We start from the raw sequence: 16,189 nt of genomic DNA on the forward strand, positions 1-16,189 counted from the left end.
TCAGCGATGCTTGTAATTAAGGGTGATGGTCGCCGCAGTGAGGAAGGCCAGGATCATGCTAATGAAGTAAAGAATGTCGCGAAGTGCAAATTTTCCATCGTCGAGGCTGCTGAATCTTGAAAGCGGATTGAGGGAACTCAAACTGTCGATAACCCAAATGGGCGCTTGATGTTCCAGAGCATCGAGTAAAGATGAAAGTCCACTGACGGTGAGCAGTAAGCCCATCGTCAGTATGACGACGACGGTACGCTGACGGACGCAAGTGAAGATGAAACAACCGGCAGATAGATAACTGCCCGCCAGCAGCCAACTCGCTAAAAATTGCGAGGCTATAACGGCGTTGTCCGCCCTGCCCAGATAATTGGCGATGATGACCAGGGGAAACGTCAACAGCAGAGCCACGCCGACTACAACCCAGGCAGCCAGGAACTTGCCGATCACCCACTCAAAGGGGGTGACGGGCAATGTTTTCATCAGTTCGAGAAAACCGGCATTCGCCTCATCCGACCAGAGTTGCGCCGCCAGGGCGGGGATCAAGAGTAAGTAAAGCCAGGGATGCAGTTGGAAAAAAACCTGCAAGGTGCTGCTGTCTTGCTCCAGCCACGGGCTGAGGTGAAAACCCAAGGCCACGGACAGTACTAAAAAATCGCCACGCTCAGGTAGGTGCCGGGTGTGCAGGCATAACTGGCGAGTTGGCGCTTGAAAATGACGGGCAGCAATTTCAAAGAGTGGCCTCTCGGCTCAGGTGGTGGACCACATCGTTCAGGCGGCCTGACTCCTGGTGCAGCGAGCTGATTTGCCACCGACGACTGGCGATGAGTGTGTGAATGTGTGAGGAGATGTTATGGCCCGGCATGGCCAGTACGGTCACGGTGCCGGGAGCATGGCGATGCTCTTCGATGCCCGCCACGCCTGGCAGGACGGCGAGCGCCAGCAGGTCCAGAGGCGTTTGCGCGGTCAGGGTAACTGCCTGGAAATGACGGGAATCGCGTTGCAGATCAGGCAGTGGCGTATCGGCCACCAGACGCCCGCCCGCAAGCACCAGCGCCCGTGTGCAGAGTTCGGACAATTGATCGCAGTGCCGGGACGCGATGATCACCGTCATCTCCTGCGTCAACGACCTGATAAGCGCCCTGAAGGTGTGTCTTTGATCGGGTGCCAGTCCTTCGGTCGGCTCATCCAGTAACAACAAGGCCGGACCATGCAGGATGGCTTGGGCAATCGCGACTTTACGTTTCCATCCAGTGCAGAGTGTGTCGAGGGGCGCGTTGAGAATGGGCCATAACTCCAGTCGCATGGCGGCGTGTTCCACGCGCGCGCGTTTTTCTGCGCCGTGGAACCCACGAATGCTGGCAATGAAATGCAGGAACGCGTTTGCCGACATCGTTGGATGACCGAGATCCCGGTCAAGTTGATAGCCGATCGCTTTCTTTATCTTGAGAACTTGCGGGTTGATACCCTGGACAGTGACGTGGCCACTGGAAGGCGAAGTTGTACCGGAAAGTATATTCAACAGTAGCGTTTTAACAGCAGGGTCTTCTCCAAAAAGCCCCAGGCATTCGTGTTGATTGGCGCTGAATGAGAGATCACTGATAATGTTTTTCTTGTCCAGGTATTTTGTCACGTTGCTTATTTCGATCATGTGTTTACCGAATAAGTTTGGTATGACGTTAAGGGAGAGATTTTAAAAAGGGTACGGATAATCATCGCTTTTGGGAACGACGATCAGCATTAATAAGAGAAGTCCTACGTGTGTGCCCGGTACATCGCTGAAACAATTGGAGTGTGTGTTGACTTTTAATTTTCGAATGTTTATTTGATGTTTGTATAGACGTTCTGCGCTGTGTAACGAGGCCTGATAATCATGATGCTGCTACGTACCCTAGTTCTTGAACGCGATGGTCAGGATGCACCGGTCAACGGCGCACTGCTCTGTGGGTTTGCTGTTGGTCAGATTGCCTCCAACTTCCTCGTCTACAGCCTCGATGAAGAAGTTGAACCGGGGAGTTCCAGGGTTTACATCGCGGCATTGCGTAAAAAAGCCGAACGGTATTTTCTCGGTGGTGTCGAGTCCAGGGACGACTTGCAAGTTGCCATGCATGTGTTCAAGCAAATTCTGACGTTGGCGGCGTCGGGTGCAAAAGCCGCTGGCGTCACGGAAACCCAGTTGCCCTATCATTTTGTCGATTTGAAAGGCTGCAAGCTGCCGCCTGCCAGGCCCGAGGATCACCACTCGGTGATCATCAAGAAAGCGCTGGTGATGAAGGTGATTACCCTGGGCATTTCCGCGCCTGCGTTGCCGGCAATCGAAAGCGCGTCATTGATCGTGCCGTCCATTCGCTTTTCATCGAAATTAAGCTCGTCCCCCAGGGCAGCGATCGCGGCCGACCCTGCCCGTGTACCTGAGCACGAACAGCCTGTCGAAGAGGCGCGCCCGGTGGCGATCGAAATGCCGGTAAACCGCGTGCAGGCTGCACCTGTGATGCCGCCCGCGCTGGAGCCGCGGGGGCAACCTGGATTGCCCGCGGCCATGGACCAGAACGCGATGTTCGAGGTGGACAGTACACTGACCAACCTGGCGCGTGTCGCACAGGAGTTGACCCAACAAAAGCTCGCCGTCATCGAACAGCAGGCGGCGCTTGATCAATGGCAGGCTCGATTGCAGCAGGAACAAAGCCAGTCCGATGAGAGGTCTCGAGAGCTGGAGCAGCGCATTGCCCAGTTGCATGACCAGTCGCTGGCGGTCAGCCAGAGAACAGAAGCGCTGAAGGTCATGACGTCGCAGGTGTCGAACCTGCGCCAAAGCTTGCGCGCGATGCTGCTGGACCTGGACCAGGTCCTGGATGGCTAGACCGGCCTGGCTACTTTCCCGGGTTCATTTATCATCAACGCCAGCCAGCCGACGCCAGGGCATGATTGCCTGGCCGATCGGCACCTATGGACATTGCCTGGGGATGCATGCGTTTGAGTACCAAGCTGATTACCAAAGAAGGTCATGAAGCGCTGAAGAAAGAGCTGGACTACCTGTGGCGCGAAAAGCGCCCGGACACCACGCGCAAAGTGACATGGGCTGCATCGCTGGGCGACCGCAGCGAAAACGCCGACTACCAGTACAACAAGAAATTGCTGCGCGAGATCGATCGTCGTGTCCGGTACCTGCGCAAGCGCCTGGAAGACATGCGCGTGGTGGAGTACATGCCCGAGCAGGAAGGGAAGGTGTTTTTCGGCGCCTGGGTCGATATCGAAAACGAGCAGGGCGAGACCAAGCGTTTTCGGATTGTCGGCTATGACGAGATTTATGACCGGATGGACTATATCTCCATCGACTCACCGATGGCCCGCGCGTTGTTGCGCAAGGAAGTCGATGACGAGGCCATTGTGCAGACGCCCGGCGGTGAAGTGTGCTGGTGGATCACCGCGATCGAGTATGTGAAGTGAGCGGCGTTGGCCCGCGTCCCTTGAAGGACGCGGGCCATTGTGTTTTCAGCCTTCGCGCAATACGGTCAGAGGGCTGGCATTCAGTGCGCGGCGTGTACCGAAGACCCCGGCCCCGCCGATCAGTACTGCACCGATCACCGGCAGCACCAACAACCACGGATGCGGGTGCCAGGCCAGGTCAAAGGCATAGCGGTACAGCACCCAGGTCACCAGCTCGGTTCCCAGCGCCGCCAGCAACCCGCTGACGGCACCCAGCAAGCCGAACTCGATGCGCCTGGCCTTGACCAGCAGCTTGCGCTCGGCGCCCAGGGCGCGCAGCAGTGCACCTTGGCGGATCCGCTCATCAAGGGTGGCCTGTAGGCCGGAGAACAACACCGCCATTCCGGCCGCCAGCACAAACAGCAGCACGTACTCCACCGCCAGGGTCACCTGCGCCAGGATGCTGCGCAACTGCTCCAGCAGTGCCTCGACCTGCAGGATGGTCACGGCCGGGAAGGCACGTGACAGATCGACAATCTGCTGGTCGTGCCCAGGCGCCAGGTAAAAGCTGGTCAAGTAGGTCGCGGGCAGATCCTTCAGCGTGCCTGGCTGGAAAATCATGAAGAAGTTCGGCTGGAAGTTGTCCCAGTTGATGGTGCGCAGGCTGGTGACCCGCGCTTCACGGTTTTCCCCGCCCACGGTAAACACCAAGTGGTCGTTGAGTTTGAGCTTGAGGCTTTCCGCGACCTTGGCTTCTACCGAGACCCCGGGGATCTCGTCTGTGGGTTGCTGCGACCACCAGGTGCCCGCTGTCAGGGCGTTGCCCGGTGGCAGGTCGGCGGCCCAGGTGAGGCTCAAGTCACGTTGCACCGCGCGGTCGCCGCTGGAGTCCTTGCTGACAATCTCCTGCACCGGTTCGCCGTTGATGCTGATCAGCCGGCCCGGCACCACGGGATACAGCGGTGCGGACTGCGCCTGCAGCTCCAGCAGGCGAGCGCCGAACGCGTCTTTGTCGGCCGGAAGGATGTTGAGGGCGAAATAGTTGGGCGCATCCTTGGGCAACTGGTTTTGCCAGGTGTCTAGCAACTCGCCGCGCAGCAGGGCAATCAAACCCATCGACAGCAGGATCAGGCCAAAGGCCAGGGACTGGCCAGCCGCCGCCAGCGGGTGACGCAGCAATTGTCCCAGGCCCAGGCGCCAGGGCAGGGAGGCGCGAGCCAGCAGGCGTCGCAGGCTCTGCAACAGCAACAGGAGCAGGCCACCGAGTACCAGCGCTGCCACCACGCCACCGCCGAGCAGGGCGAAAGTCAGCACCAGGTCGAGGCTCAGGCGCCACATGATCAGGCCCAGGGCGAACAGGGCTGCGCCGTAGACCATCCAAGTGCTGGAAGGAATCGGCAGCAGGTCGCGACGCAGTACCCGCAGCGGCGGCACCCGACCCAATGCCGCCAGTGGCGGCAGGGCGAAGCCGGCGAGGGCGACCAGCCCGGTGCCGATCCCGGCGATGGCCGGCAGCAGGCCGCCAGGCGGTACGTCCGCCGGCAGCAGATCGTGCAGGAAGTAGAACAGGCCAAACTGCGCGAGCCAGCCGAGCAGGGCGCCGGTCAGGCTCGCCAGCAGGCCCAGTACGCTCAATTGCAGGCTGAACAGCAACATCGCTTCACGGCGCGATAACCCCAGGCAGCGTAACAATGCACTGGCGTCGAAGCGGCGGGTGGCGAAACGGTTGGCCGACAAGGCCACGGCGACACCGGCCAGCAGCACTGCCACCAGGCTCGCCATGTTCAGGTAGCGCTCGGCCTTGCCCAGGGCGCCGCCAATCTGCTGGTTGCCGTCTCGCGAGTCCTGCAGGCGCTGGTTGGCGGCGAGGCCGGGCTTGACCAGGTCGCGATAGGTTTGCAGCGCTGTGCTGCCTTGTGGCCCGCGCCACAGTTCGCGGTAGCTGACGCGGCTGCCGGGCTGGACCACACCGGTGGCATCCAGGTCCGCCAGGTTGATCATCACCCGGGGCGTGAGGCTGTAGAAATTACCGGCGCGGTCGGGTTCGTAGGTGAGGATGCGGGCCAGGCGCAGGCTCTTCATGCCGACATCGATACTGTCGCCGACCTTGAGGTCGAGTGCAGTCAGCAGCCGCGCCTCCACCCAGGCTTCACCGGGCTTCGGGCCACCTCCCGGGGTTTCATCGCCAAACGGCGCAGCCGCGCTTTTCAGCTCACCGCGCAGCGGGTACTGCTCGTTGACCGCCTTGATGCTGGAGAGCTGGATGCCGTTGTCGGTGGCAATCACGCTGGAGAATTCGACCACCCGGGCGTGATCCAGGCCCAGCTCGGTCCCCGACCGGATTTGTTCGGGCCGCGCCGGCGAGCTGCCTTCAAGCACCAGGTCGGCGCCGAGGAACTCGGTGGCGCGCAGCATCATGGCGCCATTCAGGCGGGCACCGAAATAGCCGATGGCGGTGCTGGCAGCTACCGCTACCAGCAGGGCGAAGAACAACACGCGCAATTCGCCGGCGCGGGCATCGCGCAGCAATTGGCGCATGGCAAGGCTGAACAGGCGCAACAGCGGCAAACGTGCCATCAAGGCTCCAGGGGCGCGACCATCAGGCCGGCTTCAAGGCGGATCAGGCGTCGGCAACGGTGGGCCAGGCGCTCGTCGTGGGTGACCAGCACCAGGGTCGTGCCGCTTTCTTTGTTGAGCTCGAACAGCAGGTCGCTGATGCGCTCGCCGGTGTGGCTGTCGAGGTTCCCGGTGGGTTCATCGGCAAACAGCACGTCCGGTTCGGCAGCGAACGCGCGGGCGATCGCCACGCGTTGCTGTTCACCGCCGGACAACTGGCGCGGCGAGTGGGTCAGGCGTTGGCCCAGGCCGACTCGCTCCAGCAAATGGGTGGCGCGCTCGCGGGCGTCTTTGCGGCCGTCCAGCTCCAGCGGCAGCATGACGTTTTCCAGGGCGTTGAGGCTGTCGAGCAACTGGAAGGACTGGAACACGAAGCCCACGTGCTCGGCGCGGATGCGCGCACGCTGGTCTTCGTCGAGGGTGCTGAGGGCTTGCCCGGCGAGCGTGACTTCGCCGCTGCTGGGCAGGTCGAGGCCGGCCAGCAGGCCCAGGAGGGTGGATTTACCGGAGCCGGAAGCACCGACGATAGCCAGGCTATCGCCCTTGTTCAGTTCCAGGCTCAGTTCGTGCAGGATAGTCAGTTCACCTTCCGCGCTGGGAACCACTTTGCTAAGGTTCCGCGCGGTGAGAATGCTTGCGCCCATGGAGAATCCGATGCGAATGTGGTTTTTGAGTGCTGGCCTGGCCTTGATGTGCATGGCCCAGAACGCAGCGGCGGGTACAGTCCTGATCGTTGGCGATAGTATCAGTGCCGGTTTCGGCCTGGATACCAGCAAAGGGTGGGTAGCGTTGCTGGGACAACGGCTCAAGAAGGAAGGTTTCGACGATAAAGTGGTCAACGCTTCCATCAGCGGCGACACCAGTGCCGGAGGCTTGGCGCGCCTGCCGGCGGCGCTTGCAGAGCATAAGCCGGATGTCGTGGTGATCGAGCTTGGCGGCAATGACGGCCTGCGCGGCCAACCGCCTGCGCAATTGAAACAAAATCTTGCGTCGATGATCGATCAGTCCAAGGCCGGCGGCGCCAAGGTGCTGTTGCTGGGCATGCAGTTGCCGCCCAACTACGGCCCGCGCTACACCACGGCATTCGCTGAAGTGTATGGGGCACTGGCGAAGGAAAAAAACGTCCCGCTGGTACCGTTTTTCCTCGAGGGCGTCGGTGGTCATCCCGAGCTGATGCAGGCGGATCAACTGCACCCGGCGGTCGGCGCCCAGGGCAAGTTGCTGGAAAATGTCTGGCCGACGCTAAAACCGCTGCTTTGACGCTTTTCTACCGGCAGGCTTTCGGCTAAGGTGGCGCCCCCCCGATTTGGAGCCCTTGATGTCGCGTCCTGCCTGGTCCCTGTTTAACTACCAACTGATCGAGCCGGACGAGCAGCTGGATCTGTTCGCCTGCCAGGAAGTGCGGGTGCATCTGGTCACGCGGCAATTGGAACTGGGCGGCTCCATCGATCGTACCCTGTGCGGTACGTTACTGCCGGCGCAACCGCGGTGGTCGCTGGTCGATCGCTCGATCTTCCAGGACCAGCGCCTTTGCCCGTTGTGCCGGGCGATTCTGGAGTCCCAGAAGCGCGGCACGCCGCCAATCTGGCCGGAGCTGCGTTTCGAGCTCTAGATGCAGCTGCAAGCTTCACGCTATAAGCTGTAAGCTAGCGGCTGAAAGCTTGTAGCTTGCAGCTTGCAGCTTGTTTTTAACCTACCCGTCGTTCTGCGAAGGATTTTCCGGATGTTGTCGCGCCTTTCCGTCGTCACCTGCTGCCTGTCTCTTGCTGCACTTTGTGCGGCCGGTTCTGCGTCAGCCTTGCAGTTGCCCCTGCCCCCGCCAGGCGAGGACATCGTCGGTCAGGTCCAGGTGATCAAGGCCAAGTACGAAGACACCTTTGCCGACCTGGGCACGACCTATGACCTGGGCTATTCGGAGATGGTCGCGGCCAACCCGGGCGTGGATGCCTGGTTGCCGGGGGCGGGCACTGACATCGTGCTGCCGACGCGTTTCATCCTGCCGCCCGGTCCTCGGGAAGGGATCGTGATCAACCTGGCTGAGTACCGGCTCTATTACTTCCCCAAGGGCCAGGATGTGGTCTACACCTTCCCGCTGGGGATCGGTCGTGAGGGCTGGGGCTCGCCGGTCGCCCACACCACGATTACCGGCAAGATCCCCAACCCGACCTGGACCCCGCCCGCCTCGATCAAGGCCGAGCACGCCGCCAATGGCGATCCGCTGCCCAACGTGGTGCCGGCCGGTCCGGACAATCCTTTGGGGCCGTTCAAGTTCACCCTGGGCACCCCGGGCTACCTGATCCATGGTTCGAACATGAAATTTGGTATCGGCACGCGTACAAGCCACGGTTGCTTCCGCATGTTCAACAACAACGTGCTGGAGATGGCCAGCATGGTGCCGGTGGGTACCTCGGTGCGCATCATCAACGATGCCTACAAGTTCGGCAGCAGCGGCGGCAAGGTCTACCTCGAGGCGCATACGCCGCTGAACGACGACGGCACGCCTTCGGTGGTCGACAAGCACACGGCGGTCATCAACGCCCTGCTCAAGCGTGAAGACCTGGCCAATAACCTGCGGGTGAACTGGGATCAGGTGCGTGATGTGGTCGCGGCCGAAGACGGCCTGCCCACCGAAATCGGGGTGCCGGGTGCAGCGCCGGTAGCGTCCAGCGCGCCGATCGACCTGCAGCAATAAGCCTGCTCGACCCTGAGCCCGCCACGGCCTTGCGCTGCGGCGGGCTTTTTATTGCGCGGCAATCGAGGCACGAATCGCGGGCAATAAAAAAGCCGACCCAAGAATGGATCGGCTTGATAACAACCCCGAGGGATTATTACTTGCGGCTTGCTTTTTCAAGCATGCGCAGAGCGCGCTCGTTAGCTTCGTCAGCAGTCTGTTGTGCTTTTTGAGCAGCAGCCAGAGCTTCATCAGCTTTACGGTAGGCTTCGTCTGCACGAGCCTGGGAGCGAGCTGCTGCGTCTTCAGTTGCAGTCAGACGAGCTTCGGTTTCTTTGGAGACGCTGCTGCAACCGGTAGCCAGAACTGCGGCCAGAGCCAGAGCAGAGAATTTCAGAACGTTGTTCATCGTGTTCCCCTTCAAGGACTTTCTATTAAATGGCTATTTCCTCAGAGTGAGTTCATAGCCGGCGTACATACTACTCATTACTTGTAGTAAGTAAACTGACGTAGCGCAAGAAGCAAAAAAAATTCTTGTGCCGAATCTATTTTGGCTAATCTTTTGGAGGTTTGTATAAAAACCGTCCAATTTTTTGCAGTCGGGCGAAAATTGGATCCAGGCTGAAAGGGCCGGCCCGCATGTGTTAAGCCTTGTAAATAGATGAAAATTTATATATCGAGGCCGACACTTTCGCGCTGCTTGCCTTTACCACGCCTGGCATCTTTTACGCATGTAGAGTGACTTTAAGAGCGGCAGTTCGTCTCAAGGTTCAACGGCCGGCAAATGTTCAGGCTATCGGTCACCGGTTGATCGAGGCCCTTTCTATATCCACCCATGGCAAGGATGACGAGTGCGGCTTGAGCAATGGCAGGATTGGTGCCTACTATTCTCTACGTGCTGGTTGTGAGCGCTAAAGGTTTTCTCGTTGTCGAAACCGGCACGGGGTGGCGTAGATGTTCCTTCGCCGGAAAAACATCGGTAAGGTAGGGGTCGCAATCTTAGACCCGCGAGGAGTAGTGATGAGCGAGGCGTTGTCCATCCACCATGACCAGGCTGGTCATCAGTTCGAGACCAATGTGGACGGTCATCGTGCCTATCTGACCTATATGGACCTCGGGAAGCAGACCCTGGACATCTATCGGACCTTCGTGCCCAACGCGCTGCGCGGCCGTGGTATTGCGGCGGCATTGACCGAAGAAGCGCTGAAGTTCGCCGAAGAGGCCGGCTACACGGTGATCCCGTCCTGCTCCTATGTCGAACGCTACATGGAGCGCCACCAGCGCCATGCCGCGAAGCTGTAAGCCACACGCTGCAGCATGAAAAACGCCGGGCTTAGCCCGGCGTTTTTGTGTGCGCTCGATTCAACCGCGCTATCAGGTACGTTTGCGCTTGGGCAAGACGTCCTTGAGCTTGGCGTGCATGCTGCGCAGGGTGTTCTCGGTAGCAGCCCAGTCGATGCAGGCATCGGTGATCGACACGCCGTACTGCAAGTCGGCGAGGTCCTTTGGAATCGCCTGGCAGCCCCAGTTCAGGTGACTCTCGACCATCAGGCCGATAATCGACTGGTTGCCTTCGAGGATCTGGTTGGCGACGTTTTCCATGACCAGTGGCTGCAGGGCCGGATCCTTGTTGGAGTTGGCGTGGCTGCAGTCGACCATGATGTTCGGCTTGATCTTGGCCTTGTTCAGGGCCTGCTCGCACAGCGCGACGCTGACCGAGTCATAGTTGGGCTTGCCGTTGCCACCGCGCAGCACCACGTGACCGTAGGCGTTGCCCTTGGTGGTGACGATGGAGACGCCGCCTTCCTGGTTGATGCCCAGGAAGCGGTGAGGGCTGGAGACCGATTGCAGCGCGTTGATCGCCACGGTCAGGCCGCCGTCGGTGCCGTTCTTGAAGCCGACGGCCGACGACAGGCCGGACGCCATTTCGCGGTGGGTCTGGGATTCGGTGGTGCGGGCGCCGATGGCCGACCAACTGATCAGGTCCTGCAGGTACTGCGGGGAGATCGGGTCGAGGGCTTCGGTGGCGGTGGGCAGGCCCATTTCCGCCAGGTCCAGCAGCAACTGGCGACCGATGTGCAAGCCGTCCTGAATCTTGAACGAGTCGTCCAGGTACGGGTCGTTGATCAAGCCTTTCCAGCCCACGGTGGTCCGTGGTTTCTCGAAATAGACGCGCATCACCAGGTACAAGGTGTCGGACACTTCCGCTGCCAACACCTTGAGGCGCTCGGCGTACTCGTGGGCAGCCTTGAGGTCGTGGATTGAGCAGGGCCCGATCACCACGAAGAGGCGGTGGTCGGTGCCGTCGAGAATGTCACGGATGACTTCGCGGCCCTTGGTGACGGTCTGCAGGGCAGCGTCGCTCAGGGGGATTTCGCGCTTGAGCTGATCGGGTGTGATCAGCGTCTCGTTGGATTCGACGTTAAGGTCATTGATCGGTAAATCAGCCATCGTGTTACTCGCCAGGGTCACGGGTGCCGGCCGCCAGCCATCCCCGTGCGGCGGGCACAGCATGATTTTGAATACAGGGGGGAGGAACCTTAGCGCGTAACACGGGCCCGCGACAATGGGCAAAGCCCGCTTTAATCCCGTGCAGGCCGCACAAATGCTTCATGGGAGAACTCGCTGGCATGGCGCGCCACCCACTCGCGGGCCAGGGCTTCGAGTTGTGCAGGTGTCGGTTCGGCATCTTCGTGCTGGCGGCAGTAGCGTTCCATCCGGCATGCTTGTTCGCCCATGCGCGCGCCGAACAACGCATGCTCATCGGTAAACGAGATGCCGATGCGATAGCCGTTTTCGACCTTGCGGCACCAGGCTACATAGCCCGGATACCGGGCGTTGGCGCCCAGGGACGGGATGTGCAGGTCAACGGCTGTGCCCTGGCGCCAGGCGCGTGGCCAATGGCAGGCGATGCCGCCCAGGCCGACCGTGTGCAGGCGCTGGCGGGGGAGGGCAGGAGAGGGACGTTGGATTAACTCGACAGCGACATCATCAGGGTGAGGTAAAAAACGACCCATGTACACGGACTCCGAGCACCGTCCAGTTGACGGCGGTGGCAGCAGTATAGTGAAGGAACTGGAATTGACCGACCTGGATATTGACCAGCAATTGCTGGGATTGCCAGGTATTTCGCTGGTGGTGTTCACCAGCGTCGGGTGTTCCAGTTGCCGTTGGGCGCGCCAGCAGCTACCGGGTTGGTCCCTGCCGATTGACCGCGTGTGCTGGGTGGATGCCGGCCACAACGGCGGCGCGGTCGAACGCTACCAGATCTTTCATTTGCCCGCGTTGTTCGTGGTGTGCGAGGGTCAATTCCTCGGGCAGTTACAGACACGTCTTACACTCACTGACCTTACCGACGCGATCAATCAAGCGCTTACCCGTACTCCAGAGGATCTGCCATGACAGCACAGTCGCCCCGCATTGGCATTATCGGCACCGGCGCCATCGGTGGTTTCTATGGCCTGATGCTGGCGCGCGCCGGTTTCGATGTGCACTTCCTGTTGCGCAGCGAATACGCGGCGGTCAGTGAGCATGGCTTGCGCCTGAACAGCAGCGTGCATGGCCACTTGCACCTGCATCCGGTGCAGGCCTACGCACGGGCCGCCGACATGCCGCCGTGCGACTGGCTGCTGGTGGGCACCAAGTCCACGGGTAACGTTGAGCTGGCCCCGACTATCGCCCAGGTCGCGGCGCCGGATGCCAAGGTGGTATTGCTGCAAAACGGCCTGGATGTGGAAGACAGCCTGCGTGAACACTTGCCGGCGTCGCTGCATTTGCTCGGTGGGCTCTGCTACATCGGCGTACACCGCTCCGCGCCTGGCGTGGTCGAGCATCAGGCGCTGGGGCGGGTCAACCTGGGGTATCACAGTGGCACCGCGGCCAACGACGACGCCCGTCGGCAGGCGATTGTCGAAGCCGGCGCCGCGTTGTTCCACCAGGCCGGCATCGACTCCCAGGCCATGGCCAATGTGCATCAGGCGCGTTGGCACAAGTTGGTGTGGAACGTGCCTTACAACGGCCTGTCCGTCCTGCTGGGGACCGGCACCACGGCGATGATGGCGGACGAATCCAGCCGCGAGTTGATCCAGGCATTGATGGCCGAAGTGGTGCAGGGCGCCCATGCTTGCGGGCATGAAATCCCCGCCAGTTACGCCGAGCAGATGTTCGCCATGACTGAAACCATGGACGACTACCTGCCGAGCATGTATCACGACCACGTGCATAAACGCCCGCTGGAACTGGCGGCGATCTATGCGCGGCCACTCGCCGCGGCCAAAGCCGCTGGTTGCGAATTGCCACGGATGCAGGCGCTGTATCAGGCCTTGAGTTTTATTGATCGGCATAACCGCTGAGTGAGGAAACACACCATGGCCAAGGGGTTGGGTGACAAGTTGGTGCTGGCGATTTCCTCGCGGGCACTCTTCGACTTGAGTGAAAGCCACAAGGTCTATCTGGCCGAGGGGGTCGAGACCTACCGTCAGTACCAGATCGAACACGAGGAAGAAATCCTCGAGCCCGGCGATGCCTTCCCGCTGGTCAAGAAGCTGCTGAGCCTGAATGCCAGCCTTGGCCGTGCCCGGGTCGAGGTGGTGCTGGTGTCGCGCAACAGTGCCGACACCGGCTTGCGTGTGTTCAATTCCATCCAGCATTACGGCCTGGATATTTCCCGCGCCGCTTTCGTCGGAGGGCGTAGTCCTTATCCTTATTTGGCGGCGTTCGGTTGCCATCTGTTTCTTTCCACCCATGCTGAGGATGTACGCAGTGCCCTCGATGCGGGGTTTGCGGCAGCGACGATTTTGTCCGGCGGTCCACGCCGTGCCTCCAGTGAGGAATTGCGGATTGCCTTTGACGGTGACGCGGTGTTGTTCTCCGATGAGTCGGAGCGCGTGTACCAGTCCGGCGGGTTGGAAGCGTTCCAGGCCAGCGAGCGCGAGTCGGCGCGCCAGCCGTTGCATGGCGGTCCGTTCAAGGGGTTCCTGGCCGCGCTGAACCTGTTGCAGCGCGAGTTTGCGGACGAGGACTGCCCGATTCGCACGGCGTTGGTCACTGCGCGTTCGGCGCCGTCCCATGAGCGGGTGATCCGCACCTTGCGCGAGTGGGATATTCGCCTGGACGAGTCGCTGTTCCTGGGTGGGCTAGAAAAATCCGCGTTCCTGGAAGCGTTCGCCGCCGATGTTTTTTTCGATGACCAGGCCGGTCATTGCGAGAAAGCCAGGGAGGTGGTGGCCACCGGGCATGTGCCCCATGGCATCAGTAATGAAGTGAAGAGCTAAGTCAATCCAAGTCGTCCGGGCGCTGCTAAGCTGATTCAATCTCCGCCGTCCTGGCAGTCCAGGAGGTTCTATGATTCGCTCGATGCTCTTTGCCACGGACCTTGGTCTGTACGCGCCTTATGTGATGCAGCATGCGTTGGCGCTGGCGCGGACGTTCAAGGCAGATCTGTACGTGATCCACGTGGTCGAGCCGATCGGGTTGTTCGCCGAATCGGTGTTGCAGAGCTACCTTGATGAGAAGGCCCTGAGTGAGTGGCAGAGCCAGGGGCTGACCACGGTGATGGCGACGATCGAGCAGCGGGTGCTGGACAGTTTTCGCGAGGAGTTGGGGGAAGGGGAGCAGGACCTGAAGGTGATTCGCTCGGTACGGGTGATCCAGGGGGATCCGTGCGAGGTCATACTCGATCAATTGCGCAAACTCTCCGTAGACCTGCTGATCGTCGGCAGCCACAGCCACGCGACTTCGGCTGCCACTCCGCTGGGGCGTACCGCAGCTCGGGTGTTGCAGCTGTCTACCGTGCCGGTTTACCTGGTGCCTTCGTTACAACGTCGACGCAGTGATGACGTGTGATGGGTAAATAACGATAAAAAGTTCTAGATTTATCCGTCAAACCTTTAATATAGTTATATACCGTCGCTGATACCCGTGGCGTCTATTTGCTTTGAGGGACACATATGAAGCTTCAACAACTGCGCTACATCTGGGAAGTGGCGCACCACGACCTCAACGTTTCCGCTACCGCTCAAAGCCTCTACACCTCGCAACCCGGTATCAGCAAGCAGATCCGCCTGCTCGAAGACGAGCTGGGCGTCGAAGTGTTCGCGCGCAGCGGCAAGCACCTGACCCGTGTCACCCCGGCGGGTGAGCGCATCATCACCACCGCCGGCGAGATCCTGCGCAAAGTCGAAAGCATCAAGCAGATCGCCCAGGAATTCTCCAACGAGAAGAAGGGCACCCTGTCCATCGCTACCACCCACACCCAGGCGCGTTATGCCTTGCCGCCGGTGATCCGCGATTTCATCAAGCAATACCCTGACGTCGCGTTGCACATGCACCAGGGCTCGCCGATGCAGATCGCCGAAATGGCAGCTGACGGCACCGTCGATTTCGCCATTGCCACCGAAGCCCTGGAGCTGTTCGGTGACCTGGTGATGATGCCGTGCTACCGCTGGAACCGTTGCGTGGTCGTGCCTCAAGGTCACCCGTTGGCCAAGCTGCCGAAGCTGACCCTGGAAGCCCTGGCCGAATACCCGATCGTGACCTACGTGTTTGGTTTCACCGGCCGTTCCAAGCTCGACGAGGCTTTCAGCCATCGCGGCCTCACGCCGAAAGTGGTGTTCACCGCCGCCGACGCCGACGTGATCAAGACTTACGTGCGCCTGGGCCTGGGCGTGGGCATCGTGGCCAAGATGGCCGTCGATACCAACCTCGACAAAGACCTGGTGGTGCTCGATGCCAGCGAGTTGTTCGAGTCCAGCGTGACCAAGATCGGCTTCCGTCGCGGCACGTTCCTGCGGGGCTTCATGTGCGACTTCATCGAGAAATTCGCGCCGCACCTGACCCGTGAAGTCATGGCCAAGGCGATCCAGTGCCACAACAAGCAGGAACTGGAAGAACTGTTCGACGGCGTCGAATTGCCGGTTCACTGATATTGCAGGGGCTGGCTTGCCGTGGTGAGGGCGCGTGCTCCTTCGCCACTACAAGCTCGCTCCTGCAGGCGTTTATTTGGCCTCGGTCACCGTAAAGTGCTGCCGGGCGCCCGCCACCAGAATCTCCACCTCATCCCCTTCGAATTTGTGCAGCAGGCTCTTGCCCAGCGGCGAGCGCGGGGTGATGACGGTCACCGGTTGCCCGACCACATCCACTTTCAAACCCGCCGCGTCCGGCGCCAGGAACAGCCACTGCTGGCGACCGTGCTCGTCTTCCAACCCGAGTAGCGCGCCGATTTCTATACCGCGCTGATCATCATAAGCACGCAACGGCATGCTCTGGCACAGCGCCAGCGCCTGCTTGATTTCCTCGACTCGCTTGGCTTGGCCCGCCGCGAGGTAGGACGCCTCGAGGCCCAGGGTGTCGTATTTGTTTTCGGCGATGTTTTCTTCGTGGGTCGCGGTTTCGTAGGCGGTCTGCGCGGCGCGTTGGGCAATGTCGAGATCGACGCTGAGCTTCTCCAGCACAAGCTGGTGGACGGCGTGTTTATTCATGGCTGTG

At 60.5% G+C, this 16,189-nt stretch carries 18 protein-coding genes and 1 pseudogene; 11 read left to right on the top strand and 8 right to left on the bottom strand.

Annotation, left to right across the window (positions count from 1 at the left end):
• Window positions 1–725, bottom strand: a pseudogene (locus tag AC07OJ_RS10200) (ABC-2 transporter permease).
• The gene (locus AC07OJ_RS10205) at window positions 722–1,642 is read right to left on the bottom strand and encodes an ABC transporter ATP-binding protein (protein ID WP_495094481.1); all 921 of its coding nucleotides are present in this window, start codon (window positions 1,640–1,642) and stop codon (window positions 722–724) included. The pseudogene AC07OJ_RS10200 and the gene AC07OJ_RS10205 overlap by 4 nt, the downstream one beginning before the upstream one ends.
• A 222-nt stretch (window positions 1,643–1,864) precedes the next feature.
• Between AC07OJ_RS10205 and AC07OJ_RS10210 the strand changes: the two genes are divergently transcribed.
• Window positions 1,865–2,851, top strand: coding sequence for a hypothetical protein (locus AC07OJ_RS10210; RefSeq protein ID WP_495094482.1), 987 nt, complete (start codon window positions 1,865–1,867; stop codon window positions 2,849–2,851).
• Window positions 2,852–2,964: 113 nt separating this feature from the next.
• Window positions 2,965–3,438, top strand: coding sequence for a transcription elongation factor GreB (gene greB / locus AC07OJ_RS10215; protein WP_053130756.1), 474 nt, complete (start codon window positions 2,965–2,967; stop codon window positions 3,436–3,438).
• 45 nt (window positions 3,439–3,483) lie between these two features.
• Here the strand turns inward: greB and AC07OJ_RS10220 are convergent, their stop codons facing one another.
• A complete protein-coding gene (locus AC07OJ_RS10220) occupies window positions 3,484–5,994 on the bottom strand; it encodes an ABC transporter permease (protein WP_495094483.1) in 2,511 nt (836 codons plus the stop codon).
• Window positions 5,994–6,677, bottom strand: a complete 684-nt coding sequence (locus AC07OJ_RS10225; RefSeq protein WP_065901727.1) for an ABC transporter ATP-binding protein — start codon at window positions 6,675–6,677, stop codon at window positions 5,994–5,996. The genes AC07OJ_RS10220 and AC07OJ_RS10225 overlap by 1 nt, the downstream gene beginning before the upstream one ends.
• 10 nt (window positions 6,678–6,687) lie before the next feature.
• On the opposite strand from AC07OJ_RS10225, the gene AC07OJ_RS10230 reads away from it, so the two are divergent.
• The 3 genes from AC07OJ_RS10230 (at window position 6,688) to AC07OJ_RS10240 (ending at window position 8,725) form a co-directional block, all read left to right on the top strand.
• Window positions 6,688–7,293 carry an arylesterase gene (locus AC07OJ_RS10230; protein WP_065901725.1) on the top strand — a complete coding sequence of 202 codons (606 nt, stop codon included), beginning with the start codon at window positions 6,688–6,690 and terminating at the stop codon, window positions 7,291–7,293.
• Between the two features lie 58 nt (window positions 7,294–7,351).
• Window positions 7,352–7,645: a hypothetical protein gene (locus AC07OJ_RS10235; protein WP_003172705.1), complete on the top strand. Its 294-nt coding sequence runs from the start codon at window positions 7,352–7,354 to the stop codon at window positions 7,643–7,645.
• 111 nt (window positions 7,646–7,756) lie between these two features.
• Window positions 7,757–8,725, top strand: a complete 969-nt coding sequence (locus AC07OJ_RS10240; protein WP_065901724.1) for a L,D-transpeptidase family protein — start codon at window positions 7,757–7,759, stop codon at window positions 8,723–8,725.
• A 136-nt stretch (window positions 8,726–8,861) separates the two neighbouring features.
• Here AC07OJ_RS10240 and oprI read toward each other — a convergent pair whose 3' ends face one another.
• Window positions 8,862–9,113, bottom strand: a complete 252-nt coding sequence (gene oprI / locus AC07OJ_RS10245; protein ID WP_003172710.1) for an outer membrane lipoprotei OprI — start codon at window positions 9,111–9,113, stop codon at window positions 8,862–8,864.
• Window positions 9,114–9,724: 611 nt separating this feature from the next.
• On the opposite strand from oprI, the gene AC07OJ_RS10250 reads away from it, so the two are divergent.
• Window positions 9,725–10,006, top strand: coding sequence for a GNAT family N-acetyltransferase (locus tag AC07OJ_RS10250; protein WP_003189869.1), 282 nt, complete (start codon window positions 9,725–9,727; stop codon window positions 10,004–10,006).
• 72 nt (window positions 10,007–10,078) lie between these two features.
• Here the strand turns inward: AC07OJ_RS10250 and AC07OJ_RS10255 are convergent, their stop codons facing one another.
• Window positions 10,079–11,155: a 3-deoxy-7-phosphoheptulonate synthase gene (locus tag AC07OJ_RS10255; RefSeq protein WP_016975370.1), complete on the bottom strand. Its 1,077-nt coding sequence runs from the start codon at window positions 11,153–11,155 to the stop codon at window positions 10,079–10,081.
• 131 nt (window positions 11,156–11,286) lie between these two features.
• Window positions 11,287–11,721 (bottom strand): PilZ domain-containing protein, encoded by a 435-nt coding sequence (locus AC07OJ_RS10260; protein WP_106804747.1) that lies wholly within the window; start codon window positions 11,719–11,721, stop codon window positions 11,287–11,289.
• On the opposite strand from AC07OJ_RS10260, the gene AC07OJ_RS10265 reads away from it, so the two are divergent.
• The 5 genes from AC07OJ_RS10265 to cysB all read left to right on the top strand — a co-directional run bounded on the left by AC07OJ_RS10265 (window position 11,720) and on the right by cysB (window position 15,627).
• Window positions 11,720–12,106 (top strand): YbbN family protein, encoded by a 387-nt coding sequence (locus AC07OJ_RS10265; RefSeq protein ID WP_065901722.1) that lies wholly within the window; start codon window positions 11,720–11,722, stop codon window positions 12,104–12,106. The two genes, AC07OJ_RS10260 and AC07OJ_RS10265, sit on opposite strands and share 2 nt — an antisense overlap.
• Complete coding sequence (locus tag AC07OJ_RS10270) at window positions 12,103–13,056, top strand: putative 2-dehydropantoate 2-reductase (protein ID WP_120447959.1); 954 nt, start codon at window positions 12,103–12,105, stop codon at window positions 13,054–13,056. Before AC07OJ_RS10265 ends, AC07OJ_RS10270 begins: the two co-directional genes overlap by 4 nt.
• 15 nt (window positions 13,057–13,071) lie before the next feature.
• Window positions 13,072–13,977, top strand: a complete 906-nt coding sequence (locus AC07OJ_RS10275) for a 5'-nucleotidase (RefSeq protein WP_201143802.1) — start codon at window positions 13,072–13,074, stop codon at window positions 13,975–13,977.
• Window positions 13,978–14,047: 70 nt separating this feature from the next.
• The gene (locus AC07OJ_RS10280; protein WP_065901717.1) at window positions 14,048–14,548 is read left to right on the top strand and encodes a universal stress protein; all 501 of its coding nucleotides are present in this window, start codon (window positions 14,048–14,050) and stop codon (window positions 14,546–14,548) included.
• Window positions 14,549–14,652: 104 nt separating this feature from the next.
• The gene (gene cysB, locus AC07OJ_RS10285; protein WP_003189876.1) at window positions 14,653–15,627 is read left to right on the top strand and encodes an HTH-type transcriptional regulator CysB; all 975 of its coding nucleotides are present in this window, start codon (window positions 14,653–14,655) and stop codon (window positions 15,625–15,627) included.
• 72 nt (window positions 15,628–15,699) lie between these two features.
• Here the strand turns inward: cysB and AC07OJ_RS10290 are convergent, their stop codons facing one another.
• Complete coding sequence (locus AC07OJ_RS10290; protein WP_065901715.1) at window positions 15,700–16,182, bottom strand: GreA/GreB family elongation factor; 483 nt, start codon at window positions 16,180–16,182, stop codon at window positions 15,700–15,702.
• Between the last annotated feature and the right edge of the window lie 7 nt (window positions 16,183–16,189).

The sequence above is a fragment of the Pseudomonas sp. GW821-FHT09C08 genome (genome assembly GCF_059418125.1).